The sequence below is a fragment of the Caballeronia calidae genome, from assembly GCF_900044055.2.
In the GTDB taxonomy this organism is placed as follows: Bacteria; Pseudomonadota; Gammaproteobacteria; order Burkholderiales; family Burkholderiaceae; genus Caballeronia; species Caballeronia calidae.
This window is the reverse complement of sequence record NZ_FCOX02000010.1, coordinates 71,516-87,219: the sequence shown is the minus strand read 5'-3', so window position 1 is coordinate 87,219 and position 15,704 is coordinate 71,516. Positions and strand designations below refer to the sequence as shown.

General features: G+C 62.2%; 13 protein-coding genes. 4 read left to right on the top strand and 9 right to left on the bottom strand.

Going from position 1 to position 15,704, the window contains the following annotated elements; all coding sequences use genetic code 11:
• The first annotated feature begins 5 nt into the window (after positions 1-5).
• The 4 genes from AWB78_RS12205 (at position 6) to AWB78_RS12190 (ending at position 3,363) form a co-directional block, all read left to right on the top strand.
• Positions 6-203 carry a hypothetical protein gene (locus tag AWB78_RS12205; RefSeq protein WP_232477672.1) on the top strand — a complete coding sequence of 66 codons (198 nt, stop codon included), beginning with the start codon at positions 6-8 and terminating at the stop codon, positions 201-203.
• Entirely contained in the window at positions 181-702 is a 522-nt protein-coding gene (locus AWB78_RS12200) for an SRPBCC family protein (protein WP_062604838.1), read from the top strand. The genes AWB78_RS12205 and AWB78_RS12200 overlap by 23 nt, the downstream gene beginning before the upstream one ends.
• 98 nt (positions 703-800) lie before the next feature.
• On the top strand, positions 801-1,928 hold the full coding sequence (locus AWB78_RS12195; protein WP_062604837.1) for a pyridoxal-phosphate-dependent aminotransferase family protein: 1,128 nt from the start codon (positions 801-803) through the stop codon (positions 1,926-1,928).
• 724 nt (positions 1,929-2,652) lie between these two features.
• Positions 2,653-3,363: a transposase gene (locus AWB78_RS12190; RefSeq protein WP_062604836.1), complete on the top strand. Its 711-nt coding sequence runs from the start codon at positions 2,653-2,655 to the stop codon at positions 3,361-3,363.
• 87 nt (positions 3,364-3,450) lie between these two features.
• On the opposite strand, the gene AWB78_RS12185 is transcribed toward AWB78_RS12190, so the two are convergent.
• The 9 genes from AWB78_RS12185 to AWB78_RS12145 form a co-directional block, all read right to left on the bottom strand.
• A complete protein-coding gene (locus AWB78_RS12185) occupies positions 3,451-4,887 on the bottom strand; it encodes a glycoside hydrolase family 1 protein (protein ID WP_062604835.1) in 1,437 nt (478 codons plus the stop codon).
• 238 nt (positions 4,888-5,125) lie between these two features.
• Positions 5,126-6,484 carry an MFS transporter gene (locus AWB78_RS12180; RefSeq protein ID WP_062604834.1) on the bottom strand — a complete coding sequence of 453 codons (1,359 nt, stop codon included), beginning with the start codon at positions 6,482-6,484 and terminating at the stop codon, positions 5,126-5,128.
• A 90-nt stretch (positions 6,485-6,574) separates the two neighbouring features.
• On the bottom strand, positions 6,575-8,098 hold the full coding sequence (locus AWB78_RS12175; protein WP_062604833.1) for an AMP-binding protein: 1,524 nt from the start codon (positions 8,096-8,098) through the stop codon (positions 6,575-6,577).
• Positions 8,091-8,582 (bottom strand): (2Fe-2S)-binding protein, encoded by a 492-nt coding sequence (locus tag AWB78_RS12170; protein ID WP_062604832.1) that lies wholly within the window; start codon positions 8,580-8,582, stop codon positions 8,091-8,093. The genes AWB78_RS12175 and AWB78_RS12170 overlap by 8 nt, the downstream gene beginning before the upstream one ends.
• A gap of 68 nt (positions 8,583-8,650) precedes the next feature.
• Positions 8,651-9,466: an FAD binding domain-containing protein gene (locus AWB78_RS12165; protein ID WP_062604831.1), complete on the bottom strand. Its 816-nt coding sequence runs from the start codon at positions 9,464-9,466 to the stop codon at positions 8,651-8,653.
• The gene (locus AWB78_RS12160) at positions 9,463-12,429 is read right to left on the bottom strand and encodes a xanthine dehydrogenase family protein molybdopterin-binding subunit (protein WP_062604919.1); all 2,967 of its coding nucleotides are present in this window, start codon (positions 12,427-12,429) and stop codon (positions 9,463-9,465) included. Before AWB78_RS12160 ends, AWB78_RS12165 begins: the two co-directional genes overlap by 4 nt.
• Positions 12,430-12,739: 310 nt before the next feature.
• Entirely contained in the window at positions 12,740-13,612 is an 873-nt protein-coding gene (locus AWB78_RS12155) for an AraC family transcriptional regulator (protein WP_062604830.1), read from the bottom strand.
• 72 nt (positions 13,613-13,684) lie between these two features.
• Positions 13,685-14,491, bottom strand: coding sequence for an enoyl-CoA hydratase/isomerase family protein (locus AWB78_RS12150; RefSeq protein ID WP_062604918.1), 807 nt, complete (start codon positions 14,489-14,491; stop codon positions 13,685-13,687).
• A gap of 238 nt (positions 14,492-14,729) precedes the next feature.
• Positions 14,730-15,629, bottom strand: coding sequence for a LysR family transcriptional regulator (locus tag AWB78_RS12145; RefSeq protein ID WP_062604829.1), 900 nt, complete (start codon positions 15,627-15,629; stop codon positions 14,730-14,732).
• Positions 15,630-15,704 lie beyond the last annotated feature (75 nt).

The window sequence follows — 15,704 nt, the reverse complement described above, 5'->3', positions numbered from 1 at the left end:
CCTCCGTGCTTACTGATATCGTATTCCTACCTGCACCGATGCGCTCGTGCTGCCTGGGCCATCGCTCGCGCCGTCTCGAGGAAGCGTCGGCCCGGATCGAGAACGACCGCCGGATGTGGGCCGCGCCCTTCGGCGCGCTGGACACCGTCATCGAGGAACTCAAACGCAAGGAGAAACGTGATGGTCGCAAGAAGAGAGAGTGAGTCCGCCCGCACCGGCAACCGCACGGCATTGGAACGGAAGTCCGAGCGCGAGCTGGTCACCACGCGAACCTTCGACGCCCCGTCGCGGCTCGTGTTCGAAGCGTGGACCACGCCCGAGCTGTTCAAGCAATGGTGGGTGCCGAAATCGAGCGGCGCGACCCTGCTTTCCTGTGAACAGGATGTCCGTGTCGGCGGCAGCTATCGCCTGGAGTTCGCTCATCCCAAGGCCGCGGCGCCCATGGCGTTCTTCGGCAGATATCTCGAAGTGGTGCCGAATGCCCGTCTCGTGTGGACCAACGAGGAAAGCAACGATGGCGCCGTCACGACGGTGACCTTCGAGGAGAAAGATGGCAAGACGCTGCTGGTGATGCGCGAGGACTATCCGTCGAAGAGTGCGCTCGACGTCGCCATCGAGGGAATGGACGAGGCGATGCCCGAGACATTCGAGCAGCTGGACGAATTCCTGATCGCACGCGGTGCGGGCGCGAAGCGGACTTGAACCCGTCGGCCTCGCCGAGTGCTCGTCGCCTCGGTCGCGGCGGGCTTTCGTTAGAATCTGAATTCGATTTCTTCATTCGTCTGTTACAGGAGGCGAGCGTGCCAGCGTTACTCCCTGATGTCGATCGAGATGGACTCCTCGAATACTCGGTCGTCTTCACCGACCGATCGATCAATCATATGTCGCAGCTCTTTCAGGGCGTCATGCGCGACATTTCCGGTGCACTGAAAAAGGTCTACAACGCCAGGGCTGCTGTGGTCGTCCCGGGCAGCGGAACGTTTGGAATGGAAGCCGTCGCCCGGCAGTTCGCGACGAATCAAAAGTGTCTCGTCATCCGCAACGGCTGGTTCAGCTTCCGCTGGTCGCAGATTTTCGACATGGGCGGCATTCCGTCCGAATCGACCGTATTGAAAGCGCGTCCGGTCGAACAAGGCAGGCAAGCCGCGTTTGCACCGCCTCCCGTGGAAGAAGTCGTCGCTGCGATCAGGCAAACCAGGCCGGATCTCGTCTTTGCGCCGCACGTCGAAACCGCATCCGGAATCCTGCTGCCGGATTCATACTTGCGCGCGGTGTCCGACGCGGTTCATGCCGTCGGCGGTATGTTCGTACTGGATTGCATCGCCTCCGGTACGATCTGGGTCGACATGGAAGCCAGCGGCGTCGATGTGCTGATCAGCGCCCCGCAAAAGGGATGGAGCGCGTCGCCTTGTTGCGCACTGGTCATGCTCAGCGCCCTCGCCCGCGAAAGAATCGATGCGACGACCAGCACGAGCTTCGCCTGCGACCTCCGCAAGTGGCTGCAAATCATGGAAGCCTATGAGAACAATGGCTTTGCGTACCACACGACGATGCCCACGGATAGTCTCGCGACGCTGCGCGATGTCATGAAGGAAACCGAGGCATATGGCTTCGACAAAGTGAGAGCGGAACAACTTGAACTTGGCAAACGCATTCGCTCACTGCTGGCTGACAGGGGCTTCAAGAGCGTAGCAGCCGAAGGTTTCGAGGCTCCGGGCGTCGTGGTCTGCTACACGGACGATGATGACATGCGCTCCGGCAAGAAATTCGTCGGTGCCGGCTTGCAGATTGCGCCGGGCGTTCCTCTTCAATGCGACGAGCCGGAAGACTTCAAGACCTTCCGTATTGGTCTATTCGGCCTGGACAAACTTCACGACATCGAAGGCACCGAGGCCAGGTTCGCGAAAGCGCTGGACAGTATTCTGTAACACGTCCCGCGAAGCGCATGCGCGTGGAGCTCTAATCGCCGCTCGGAGTAGTATGGTCGCGTATCCAACGGGAGCAGAGAGCATGACTACCTGTTCGCAATGTGATGGCCAGGGAAAGGTCAAGTGCGAAAAATGTGGCGGAACGGGAAAGGTGCAGATAACCGAAGTCGAGACCGTTTCGGACATGTCTCGCACCTCCAACACCATCACGTGCCCGAAGTGCAACGGAGAGCGGTGGCAGCTCTGCCAGCGATGCTGCGGTTCCGGAGAAGTCAACGGTAAAGAGACCACCGACACTTTCGAGCCCGATGGCAGAGATACCTGACGTCCTCAGGAGAGGGTTTCAGCATGCAGCGCGGGTCATCCCGGCGAATGTTATGCGCGCGTCAGGCCATGAACCGGTCGGCGCACGGCCGCATCGAATGGATTGATTTGCGGACCGAGCGCCTGCGGCTGGCGCTTCAGCGGTTCGACCACCATCGGCAGGACGGTCTTCGCTCAGGCGCCGTCCATGTCGCCTCTCGCGGCTATTCTGCGGCGGCACAAAAAAATATCGATCACGCGATCGGCAATTCACCGAAAAGAGGCCATAAGAAAGCGCTATTCGCGACGCAAACGTGTGCGCGCGACCGATAGAATTTCGTCCCATATCCACATTACGCACCGTCACGCATCCGATACCCGTCGGATCGCTTTCTCACATCGGACTTCCGGTTCATTCAGCATGACACGGCTTGCACGGCACTACGTCCCAGAACAACCGCAGCACGTTATCTTGCAGGGGCTCACCGGGCCCGCATTCCTGGACGAAGGAGACTACCGGTACTTCCTCGCCTGCCTGGCAGACGCAGCGCGCGTCGCCGATCTGGCCGTCCACGCGTGGGTGCTCATGCCTGACGCAGTACAGTTCCTCGTCACGCCCTCATACGAGTCGAGCGTGGCCATGGCGATGCAGGCGGTCGGCCGCCGCTATGTCGAGACCTTCAATCGCCGCCATGGACGTCGCGGCATGGTGTGGCGTGGCGCGTACCGGGCAACAGTGATCGAGCCCGACCGTTATTTTCTGCTCGCAAGCCGGGCCATCGATCATGCGCCGGTGCGCAACCGCCTCGTAGCCGAGCCCGGAAATTACCCGTGGTCGAGTTACACACACCACATCGGGCTGCGTGTCGATAGCTTCATCAAGGATCACTCGCTCTATCGGGCGCTCGGCAGTACGCCGCTCGAGCGCAACCAGGCTTACCGCGATTTGGGCGCACAGCCCCTCGACGAACACGAGGTCCATAACCTGATGCAGTCGACGCTCAAGGGCTGGGTGCTCGGCAGCGCCGCGTATTGCGAGTGGGCCGCGCAGACGGCCAAACGGCGTTTAATGCCCCTCTTGCTGCGCGAAGGGCCGCGCACGGTTCGCACGGCAAGCGCCCACGCAGGTTGAAAAACAAGCGACATGTAGATCATCGAATGCGCGCCGGCTGGTCGGCCTAGCCGCCGAGCGAATATTCATGTCGTTGCGGAGCTTTTATCAAAGCTTTTTGCCGTTGCTGGCGATCACATCTCGATACCAGTAAAAGCTGTCTTTCGGTATACGGCGCAGGTCTTTCGCATTGGTCTCGTCACGGTCGACGTACACGAATCCATATCGCTTCTGATAGCCATTCAGCCAGCTCAGGATATCGGTAAACGACCATGCGCAATATCCCAGCAACTGCACGCCGTCGCTGATCGCTTGCTGGCAGGCTTCGACATGCCCTTTCAGGTAGGCAATGCGGTAGGCGTCATGAATGGTGTCATCGGCGTGCAGCGTGTCGAACTCGCCCAGACCGTTTTCGGTAATCATCATCGGCAGCGCGTAGCGGCTGGAGATTCGACGCATCGCAATACGCAATCCGGCAGGATCGATAGCCCAGTCCCAGTTGGATGTTTCCAGATTCGGGTTGGCGGCGGTGCGATACAGGCCGGGCACGCCGCTCGATGGTGTGGTGCCTTTCTGGCCGGTGGTGTTGATGCGCTTCATGCCCACACCATCGAGCGGGTTCTCGGTAAACGTGGTGGTGTAGTAGTAGTTCACGCCGACAAAGTCGGGCAAGCCGCGCCGAAAGATTTCCAGATCGCCCGGTTCCATGTGCGGCGCTTCGCCGGTTTCCTCGAGGTAATGCAGCGCCGCTTGCGGATAGCGGCCAAAGCAATAGAGATCGAGCCACCAGTAATTGGTGAACTCATCGGCGTTCTCGAAGGCCAGAATATCGGCAGGCGCACTGGAGGCCGGGTACGCAGGCGAGTAGGCAAAGCTGGGGCCGATCTGGCCGTCCGGTACGTGCTGGCGGAATGCGGCAATCACCGTGGCATTGGCGAGGAATGCCACATGATTGGCCGCGAAGAAACGCTTGCGGTCCTCTACGCCCGGAGGGTGAGTGCCCAACTGATAGGCATTGGTGAAGTTGAAGTTCTGTTCATTCAGCGAAACCCAATACCTGACCTTTCCACCGAAGCGCTGAAACAGCGTGACGCAATAGCGCTCGAAATCCGCGATGATCTCGCGGCTTTCCCAGCCACCGTATGCATCCTGCAAAGCCTGTGGCAAATCCCAGTGGTACAGCGTGAGCACCGGCTCGATGCCGTGATCGAGCAATGCATCAATCAATCGCTCATAGAATGCCAGCCCTGCTTCGTTGACCTCGCCCCGACCTTGCGGATAGATGCGCGGCCAGCTCACGGAGAAGCGATATGCCTTCATGCCCATCTGCGCCATCAGCGCCACATCTTCGGCAAAGCGATGATAGTGATCGACTGCCACATCGCCGTTGCTGCCCTGAAAGGTCTTGCCGGGAATCTTGGTGAAGGCATCCCACACCGACGGGCCTTTGCCGTCCTCGTTCCAGGCGCCTTCTACCTGATAAGCCGCCGAGGCGGCACCCCAGAGAAAATTCGGCGGAAAGTCTTTCAGTTTCCGGTGGAACATGAGTGCACTCCCCACGGTTCAGTTCCGCGCATCTGTCGCTTCCTGTTGATACGGTAGCTCAGAAAACGCGGATTCGGCAACGCTTCGGGCCGATCGAGCGACCCTTGCGATGCCGGGTGCCGTCGACAATCGACAAGGCGTGAACGGCGAGGTCAATACCGCCTGAAATCGTATCGGAACCGCCGTTAATCATCGGATCAATAGACTTGCTGCAGTTGCGCATTTCAGGCCGGCCCCCTCAGTCCTCGTCGTTCAGACGGCCCATTGTTTCAGGCACGATAAACGCGCCAATGAGAAACAGCACGCTGATCGCGATGAGCGCGACTGCGAGCACCATCGGCAAATCGGAGGACGATCCCGCGACCACGGAAACGACTGTCGGCATGATCCCGCCCACCGCGAAGCCCAGATTCCACGACAAGCCCGTTCCCGATGCGCGGATCGCCGTCGGAAAGCGTTCATTGAGGAAGATGAGAATCGGCGCGTAGCCGGCACTGCCGAGCGCGCTGAGCACGATCGCATAAAAGCCGATGAGCCACACGTCGCCCGCATGCGGCAGCGCGAGATAGAGCAGCGGAAAGCCGATCAGACGCGCGATGCCGAGCCAGATGAAACTGCGCTTGCGGCCGATCATCGTGCTCAGATGCCCCGCCGCTGTCGATGCGATCACCACCGCGACGCTCGACCACATCAGGATCCAACCCGCGTTCGATGCGGACGTATGCGTGACGACCTTGAGGAAAGTCGGCAGGTATCCCGACGTGAGGTAATAGCCGCTTCCGCCTCCGATGGTCAGCATCAGATTCACGAGCAGAATCGAGCGATACTTCTTCGAGAACAGCACGCGCAGCGGTGAAACACCCGGCGCTTCATTCGTGATGCCCCTCGCGCGCGCCGCCGCTTGCTTGCGCGCCGCGAGCTCGGCCCAGAGCGGCGATTCTTCAAGCCGATTGAAGACGAACACGCCGAGTACCGAGCTCACGATGCCCGCGAAGAACATGCAGCGCCAGCCCCACACCTCGAACGCAGCGCCCGGAAAGAGCGCGGTCGTCGCGAGATAGACGAGTGATGCGAGCAACGCGCCGAGCCCCGCGCCACCGCCGCCGACGAACCCGGACACCGCGCCGCGCCACTTGAGGCTGACGGTCTCGGTGCCGATCGTATGCGTCGACGCCACCACGCCTCCGACGAACACGCCCTGCACGAGACGCAGCAGGAGAAAGAGCATCGGCGCGATGACGCCCACCTGCGCGACGGTCGGCAACATGCCGAATGCGGCCGTCGAAACGCCTACGCCAACGACCGACACCACCATCGCGCGCTTGCGTCCGTGCTGATCGGCGAACGAGCCGAAGATTGCCGAGCCGAGCGGTCTCATCAACAGCGTCACGGCGAACGACGCATAGACGGCCGCAAGCGAAAACATCGGATTGGACGACGGAAAGAACAGATGCCCGATCACGGGTGCCACGAACAAGACAACGAACAGGTCGAACAGATCGAGCGCCCATCCGAGACAAGACGCCATGACGGCGACGGCCACCTGACTTCCCCTCACGCCTTGCGCGATTTCATCGCGCCGAAATACTTCGTCCATTGCCGATCTCCGTATTTAATATTTACTTCGGATATCTATATATCCGATATGGATGCAGTGCTTTCTCGAACGCCTCGTGCAGGGCGCTTCTTAACGTTCGGGTTCGTATTCGCCGCTCGAAAGCTTGCGCCGCAGTATCTTTCCGACGGGAGATTTCGGTATCTGATCGACGAACACGTATTCGCGCGGACGCTTGAAGTTGACCAGGTCCGAGTTGCGGCAAAACTCGTCTAATGCGTTTTCGTCCACGTCCCGCGATCGCTTGACGAACGCGACCACTTTCTGGCCCCAGCGTTCGTCCTTGACGCCCGCGACCGCGACTTCATCGACGGCGGGATGCAGCGACAGAACCGATTCGATATCGACCGGCGATATGTTCTCGCCACCGCTGATGATCATGTCGTCGACGCGGCCGGTGACATAGATATCGCCGTCCGCATCGACGTAACCGGTATCGCCGGTGAAGTACCAGCCGTCGCGCAAAGACTTCGCGTTCGCATCGGGACGGTTCCAGTAGCCTTCGAACGCTTCGTCCCCGAGCAATTCGACGATGATCTGCCCTTCCTCGCCCGTTGCCGCGATCTGTCCCGGCGATGCAGCCTCCAGCTTCACGACGCGCAAGCGCGTATTGAGGCCCGCACGCCCGGCGCTTCCGGGCTTCTTCGTCGCGTTCTGATCGATGCTGAACGTGTACACCTCCGACGAGCCATAGTGATTCACGAAGAGCTCCGGTTCGAACGCGGCCGAGCAGCGTTTGAGCAGACCGTCGTTCATCGGCGCGCCGGCAAAACCCAGCTTCGTGACGGAACGGATGCGCGTTTTCGAAAAGCCGGGCGCGGCGAGCAGATCGTGATAGAGCGTCGGCACGAGATACAGGCAGGTCAACGCATGCGCTTCGATCGAGTCGAGCGCGAGCTTCGCGTTCCATCGCCGCACGCAGACGAAGAGCCCATCGACGAGCGCCATCGCGAGCAGCGAGCGCACGCCCATCGTGTGATAGAGCGGCATCACGCCGAGCGTGCGTTCGCCGCGCCGATAAAGATTCTGCGCGACATGCGCGAGCGCGGCGGCGCGCTCATGTCGATGCCTGCGCGGCACGCCCTTGCCCATGCCCGTCGTGCCGGAGGTGTAGAGCATCACCGAGTAGTCGTCGGCGGATGCTTCCGTAGCGAGTTGCGCCGGCATGGATGCCCGAAGCTCATCGAAGGTATGTGTCGCGCCCTCGACGTCGTCGAGCCCGATACGCGCGATCTCCTGCGCAGCCGCGCTTTGCGTCACGGCTTCGGCGGAAACGCTTTCATAGACGATCGCCCGCGCGCCCGCATCGGTCACGCTGTAGTTGAGCTCCTCGGGCTTGAGGCGCCAGTTCAGCGGCACGATGACGATGCCCGTGAATTGGCACGCCCAGTGCAGCGTCGCCATTTCCCAGCGATTCTGCAGCGCGACGAGCAAGCGATCGCCGCGCGCAAGGCCGAGCGTTTTGAGGCCCGTCGCGACCCTGGCGACTTCATCGAACCACTGCGCGTAAGTCAGCGCGATATCGCCATCGACGAGCGCGAGCGCATGCGGGCTGCGCTCCACCGTTTGCATGAACGTGCGGCCGAGATCAAACATGGCTCGCCTCCTGCTCGCACGATTGCGCCTGCCGCAGCTTCGCCACGTCGAGCACCGCCGCGACGATCGGCGTATAACCCGTACAGCGGCACAAGTGGCCGGACAGCATCTCGCGCACCGCTTCTTCATCGGGATTCGGTACGCGCTGCAGAAAGTCCGTGCACGACATCAGGATGCCCGCCGTGCAAAAGCCGCACTGCAACGCATGATGACGCGCGAACGCTTCCTGAAGATCGCCGAGCGTCTGCGCGGACGACGACAGTCCTTCCACCGTGTCGATGCGCCGTCCATCCGCCTGCACCGCGAGCATCAGGCACGAACGCGCGGCCACGCCGTCGACGAGCACGGTGCACGCTCCGCATACGCCATGCTCGCAGCCGACGTGCGTACCGGTCGCGCCGAGCTCATGACGCAGAAAATCGGAGAGCAGCTCGCGCGTTTCGCATGCGCCGCCCCGCATGACGCCGTTGAGCGCCAGCGTCACGCTGCATGACGCGTCTTCTCCAAGCGCGACGCTGAATGCATCGCCGGAACTTGTGTTTCTGGTCGTTCTCACTTCGCCTCCTTGATGACTCGCCACCCGAGCTCACGCACGAGATGCCGTCGATATGCCGCGCTGACATTCGCGTCGTCGCGCGCGCCGAGCTTCCAACTCAAATCGTTCAATGCACTGCGCAGATCGTCGCCTTCGAGTCGCGGCAGGCATTCGAGCACGGGCCTGTCGGCAACGCCGCCCACGCCGATGCGAATCGCATCGTCTGTCACGACCGCCGCGCACGAGACGAGCGCGAAATCGCCATGACGCGCCGAGAATTCGGTGAAGGCAAAGCGCTGCCCCGGCCTCTTCAGCGGAAAGCGCACCGACTCGACGAGCTCATCCGGCTCGCGCGCGGTCATCAACATGCCCTGAAAAAAATCGGCCGCGCTCAGCGTGCGCCTGCGCTTCGCGGAGCGCAGCGTGACATCGCCGCCCAACGTAAGCAGCGCGAGCGGCAGCTCAGCGCTCGGGTCCGCATGCGCGATGGAACCGCACACCGTGCCGCGGTTCCTGATCTGAAAATGCGAAATATGAGGGAACGTCATGCGCAAAAGCGGCACTTCGTCGTGAAGCGTCTCGCGCCATTCGACGCTGCCCTGCGTCGCAGCGGCGCCCACGACGAGATGTCCCGATTCCACGCGCACGGTATTCAACTCCGCCGTGCGCGAGATATCGATGAGCCAGCGCGGCTGCGCGAGCCGCATGTTGAGCACGGCCATGAGCGACTGGCCGCCCGCGAGCACGCGCGCATCGGCGCCGGCCTGCGCGAGCGCGTCGAGCGCGTGGCGAGTGTCTTGTGCGCGCAGATAGGCAAACGGCGCGGGCTTCATGACGACCTCCGCAACTTTGCGAGCAGGCGTTCGAACCACGACGCATTCGTGCGTACGGCCTTGCCCGATGCCTGTCTTCCAAGCGATTCGAAGAGCTGCCGCAAGACCACCTGCGCCGCGCCCTCGAGCATGCGCGCGCCGACTGCCGCGACCTTGCCCGACACGCGCGCTTCATAGTCGTACGCGAGCAAGGTGCCGTTCGCGGTCGGCTCCAGTTCGACGAGCCCTTCGCCTTGCGCGCTGCCGAGCGGCGAAATGCCCGCGCCCGCGAGACGCAGGCGACGCGGCGCATCGATATCGGAGAGACCGATCTTCGCTTCGAAGCGCGCCTTGATCATGCCCACGCCGACAGTCACATCGGCGCGATACTGATTCGGCCCGATGGTCTCCAGCGCATGACAGCCCGGCACGACCTTCGCGAGCGCGTCAGGGTTCATCAACACGGCGAAGATGGCTTCGGGCGTCGCTTCGAGCTCGACCTTGCCTTGCGCGGTGAGCGCCTTGCCGCCGCCTGCGGGCTTCTTCGCGGGCGCTGCTTCGCGATACTCGGGCCGGGACGGCGGCGGATCGTCGATGCCGATCATCGCCATCACCTTCGCCGGCGTGAGCGGGAGGCGAATGTCCGTCACGCCGGTCGCATCGGCCACGGCATTGGCGACGCAAGGCGGCGTGCTCATGTTGTTGCCTTCGCCGAGCCCCTTCGCGCCGAGCGGCGTGAAAGGCGAAGGTGTTTCCAGATGCACGATGACCGGATCGGGCACTTCGCAGGTCGTCGGCATCAGATAGTCGGCGAGCGTGCCCGACTGAAAGCTGCCGTCCGCGCCATAGCGAAACTCTTCCATCAGCGCCGCGCCCAGTCCTTGCGCGAACGCACCGCGAATCTGGCCGTCCGCGAGCGCGGGATTGAGCAACGTGCCCGCATCGTGCGCGGTCACATAGCGGTCGATTCGCACGCGCCCCGTCGCGCGATCGATCTCGACGCCGCACATGTCGAACGCAAAGCCATAGCAGGCCGACGTATTGATGCGATCCTCGTCATCGGGCGCGGTCATGTTCGGCGGATTCCAGAACACGGTTTCGCGAAGCCCAGGCTCCTCGCCTTCGGGCAGGAGCGCGGGCGCCCAGTGCGGCGCGTTGCTCGCGGCGCGCGCGAACGGCAAGGCTTTATCGGGCGCTTGACGCATGAACACGCGTCCGCCTTCGAAACACACGTCCTGCTCCGTGCAGGCGAACTGCTTCGCAAGAATGCGCGCAAGCTTGTCTTTCACGCGCATCGCGGCGAGATGAACCGTGCCCGCAACCGCGCCCGCGAAGCGGCTCGAATAGTTGCCGGCCGCGACGGACCACGCATCCTTGTGCGTATCGAACTCGACATTCACGACGATATCCGCGGGATCGAGGCCGAGCACATCCGCGACCACCTGCGCGCACACGGTCATGTGACCTTGTCCCGCCGGAGTCGAAGCAATGGTGACGATCACGCCGCCCATCAGATCGACGCTCACGGTCGCGCTCGCGATCGCACCGCTCTTCGGACCCGCCTTGCGACGCGCTTCGGCGGGCATCGCGGTCGTGATGTAACCCATGTTCGACACGGACGGCTCGACGATCGCCGCGAAGCCGATGCCATAGAGACGCCCTTCCTTGCGCGCGGCCTCGCGGCGCTTCGTCAGCTCTTCGTATCCGCCTTGCGACAACGCGCGCGCCAACGCTTCCTGATAGTTGCCCGAATCGAGCAATGCGCCCGCTGCCGCGCGATACGGAAACGCATCGGCCCTGATGAAGTTGCGTCGATAGACGTCGAGCACATCGAGCTTCAATTCTTCCGCGATGCGCTGAATCAGACGCTCCAGCGAGAAATACACTTGCGGCCCGCCGAAGCCGCGCACGAGCCCGGTCGGGGTCTTCGTCGTCAGCGCGACGCGATTGCGCACGAGCAGATTCGGGATGTCATACGCGCCCGTCAGACACCCATGCATGCGATAAAACGTGGCGGGCTCCGGCGCGCGCAGATAGCCGCCGCAATCCTCGATCTGATCGTAGGACAGCGCGGTGATGCGTCCATCGCTTTCGACGGCCGCTTCGAGCGTCGCGAGGCGCGCGGTCGCCGAGGTCGCCGCGCTCAGATGCTCCAGCCGGTCCTCGACCCACTTCACAGGCGCGGCGCATTTTCTCGAAGCGAGGCACATCAGCACGACATACGGAAACACCGCCTGCTTCACGCCGAAGCTGCCGCCCGAATCGCGCGGCGCCTTATGACGCAGTCGATTGGCGGGCACTTTCAGCGCCATCGACATGACCGCGTGCAGCGAGAACGGCCCCATGAAATTCGAGGTCACGTCATAGCCTTCGTTGCCCGGCAGGCACTCGGCGATCACGACGCCGCATTCGATCGGCGCACACGTGTTGCGCGGATAGTGCGTGGTGATCGACACGCGATGCGGCGCGCTCTCGAACGCCGCTTCAGGATCGCCATAACGAAAGCGACGGTCGCTCACCACGTTGCTGCCGATCTTCTCGTGAAGCACCGGCGCGTCGTCGGCAATGGCCGCTTCGATGGAGACGACCGGCTGCAGCGGCACATAGTCCACCTTCACGAGATCGAGCCCGTCTTCGGCAATGGCGCGCGTCTCGGCGATCACCACCGCGACCGGCTCGCCGCTATAGCGCACGCGATCCATCGCGAGCGCCCAGTGTTCCATCGGCGACTTCACACCGACGACGAACGGCTGTGACCACGCGCGCACATCGTCGCCCGTGAGCACCGCGCGAACGCCTTTGTGCGCGAGCGCCGCGCTTGCGTCGATGCTGCGAATCTCCGCATGTGCATACGGCGAGCGCAGCACGGCGGCGTGCAGCGTGCCCGTCTTGACGGCGATATCGTCGCCGTAGCGGCCGCGCCCGGTCAGAATCGCGGGGTCTTCGAGGCGTTGCATCGGACGGCCCACATGCCGGCGATGCATCGCTTGTGTATCGTTGCGATCGGAAGCGGTCGGTGGCGCCTGACGTTCCTTCAGCGCGGTGTCGGTATCGGTGTCGCTCACGCGTGTCTCCTGCCTGTGCTGTGTGCGATATTCAAAATCAACGTGCCTCGCATGCAAGACGAGACACATCGCATCGTCGATTCAATGTACTGCCGGAGCGCGCCAACTCGCTTACCAAGTGGTCGGGCGAATTACCTTGCAGTCTGATGCTTTTCAACAAGGAAACCTTTGCGACGGACGTGACGATCCAACGCACGCGCGACATCGCGTGCGCACTCGTTTGCCGTACTCAGATCTGCACTTGTTTGGAATCCGCTTCGTACAACTGCACCACACGGCGATACTCGCTTGGCGTGATGCCCAGGTTCTGCCTGAAGAAACGCGAGAAATGCGCGGGTGCCGAAAATCCGAGACTGTATGAAATGTCCGTCAGCGAATGCGCGCTCGCGGATAAATCGTTGATGGCCGTTTCCATGCGCAACACGTTCAGATACACATTCGGCGTCACGCCCGTGCAGCGATGAAAGAGCGCGAAGAAATGGGCGCGCGACAGCCCGCAATGCTCCGCGAGACGGTTCATGTCCGGCTCGGCGCCCGTGTTCTCGCGCAGATACGCAATGGCCTTGCGAATGCGCGGATCGCTCGGACGCCGGCCCGACAACTCCATTTGCCGCGCCAGCTCGTGCCAGCTTCGGCTCGGATCGATCACCGACAGCATCAGCTCGAAGATCAGCCCTTCGAGACGCTCGGCGGCGACGCTATCGGCCCACCACATTTCCATTGCGAGCTCTTCGGCCCGCTTCTTCGCGTGGCTCGACAAGCGCACGCACGACTGCGGAAAGAAACGCGGGTGACCGCCACTCACGAGCGGATGGTGAATGGTGGTCAACCAGTCCGGCTCGATATACATCGCGAGAATCACCGTACGCTGCTCGACACGTTCGATATGACGATACGCGTGCGGCTCCCACGGATTGATCAGCACCGCGGTGTCGCCGGTCAGCGGCTGGAGCTCATCGTGAACGGAAAAGAACGTGTCCGGCCCTGCCGCCTTGATCAGAAGATGGCAATGATGATGCGCGTGCTGAACCAGCGGCGCATCCATGTCGAGCAGCGCCACTCGTCCGAAACGTCCCTGATAGATCTTGATCGCACTTGACACTCGTTCCGCCTCGCTCCATGCTGCTGCCGCTTTGCGCGGCTCATTCTGAAGAAAGTGTAGACGCCTTCTTGCTCAAGAGCCCTTGAACGCGGCCTTGCGCTTTTGATGAAACGCTTCCACGCCCTCGCGGAAATCGTCAGAGCTGCGCAGGCGGCTGTAATTCAGCCCTTCCAGTTCGATGGCGACGGAAAGCGGCGCATCTTCCGTATCGTTCAGGAGCTTCTTCGCGGTGCGCTGCGCGAGCGGCGAGAACGCGAGCAACTCGCGCACAAGTGAATCCGTTGCGCTTCCCAGCTCGGCATCCGCGACGAACTCGGTCGCGATGCCCCACTCGTAAGCCTGCGATCCGGTGATCCGGCGCGAGCGCATCACGATGTCCTTCGTGCGTCCGATGCCCACCATCTTTTGAAGCCGCGCGGAGCCGCCCGAACCGGGAATCTGTCCGAGCTTTTGCTCCGGCAATGCGTACAGCGTGGTTTCCGTTGCGATGCGGAAATCGCAAGCGAGCGACAACTCGAAGCCGACGCCGAAGCAATAGCCGCGATTCGCCGCGATGACCGGCTTGCTGCAACGCGCGGGCGACGCGACATTCCACGCGAGCTTCGCCACATGTTCCGGCGATGCTTCGATGAAGCCCTTGATATCGCCGCCGCTGGAAAAGTGCTCGCCTTTCGCACGCACGACGATCACGCGCACGTCGTCGTTGGCGTCGAGCGATTCGAACGTCAGACGCAGTTGCTCGCGCTGATGCATCGACACGATATTGAACGGCGGTCTGTCCAGCACGATGTCGGCGCGTGAATCCGCGAGATTGAATTCGACGTGAAAGCCGTCGAGTTCGGCGAGCAGCGAATGAGCTGGGTGAGCGAGCTGAGTCATGAACATATCCTTCGATGATCGAATTCCTGAACTGGCCTGGTTGAACCACGGCTCAAGTATCGACGCCTTCATGACATCCTGCTTACCCGGAATTCCGGCGAGTTACCCGTGAGTCTGATTTTGCGCCTCGGGGAAAATACCGATCTCGCTATGGCGCTATTTCTGCACGGTCAAATCGATCGACTGGGCCGAGCGCGAGCCGACGGCAGTCCTGAACACCGGAATGGCTTCATGAAATTCACGACGCAGGCTCGGAAGGCAGCAACGTCGTACGGAAATGTTCTACGAGCGGCCGCAGGTTGACTTTGTGCCATGCCGCCCAAAGCGCGGTGCGATAGCTGAACCACGAAAGCTCGCGGAGCACGACACCGGCCGGTGCCTGATGACGCAGGCTCTGCTGGATCATGGTGAGCCCGAGGCCGGCCGCAACGAGTCCGAGCGCGGCCAGCGGCTCTGTCGCCTCCAGCGCGATATCGGGTGTGAAGCCCGCCTTCGCGCACGCAGCAACGAAGTTGTCGTGGCGCAAGGCACCTTCCGTGTGCGTCACGCCAATCCACTTCTGCGCCGCAAGGTCATCGGGCGTGATGCGCTCTGCGCTCGCGAGCGGATGACCTTCGGGAATCGCAAGCAGCATGGGATCGTCGAGCACCTGTGCCGCTTCGAGATCGGAGTCGTCGGAGGCCGGGGGTTCGCAGACGAGCGCGATGTCGAGGCTGCGCTGACGCAGGCCCGTGAGCTGCTCGCCCGAGTGATAGTTGTAGAGCGCGATGTGCACGTCCGGCCTGGCCGTCCGCAACTGCCGCAATGCGTCGGGCAGGACGCCCGAGTGCATCGCGTTTTCGATATACCCGATGCACAGGCCGCCTTCGTCGCCGCGCCCCAGCCGCCGCGCGAGCGATTCGAGGCGCTTCGCATGGGTCAGAAACGCCTGCGTTTCGGCGAGAAAGGTCCGCCCGTCCGTCGTCAGACGAATGCGTTGCTGCGAGCGCTCGAACAGCGTCAGGCCCAGGTTTTCTTCGAGCTGCGCGATCTGCCGGCTGAGCGGCGACTGCGAAATATGCAGCCGTTCGGCCGCCCGGCCGACATGTTCTTCTTCCGCGACCGCCACGAAGTAGTGCAATTGTCGAATGTCCAGCATGTAAGACCTTTTGGGACTCAAGTTTGTCAAATTTTATCTTAGACAGACTTAACTCGTCCTCCTAGACTTGCGCTA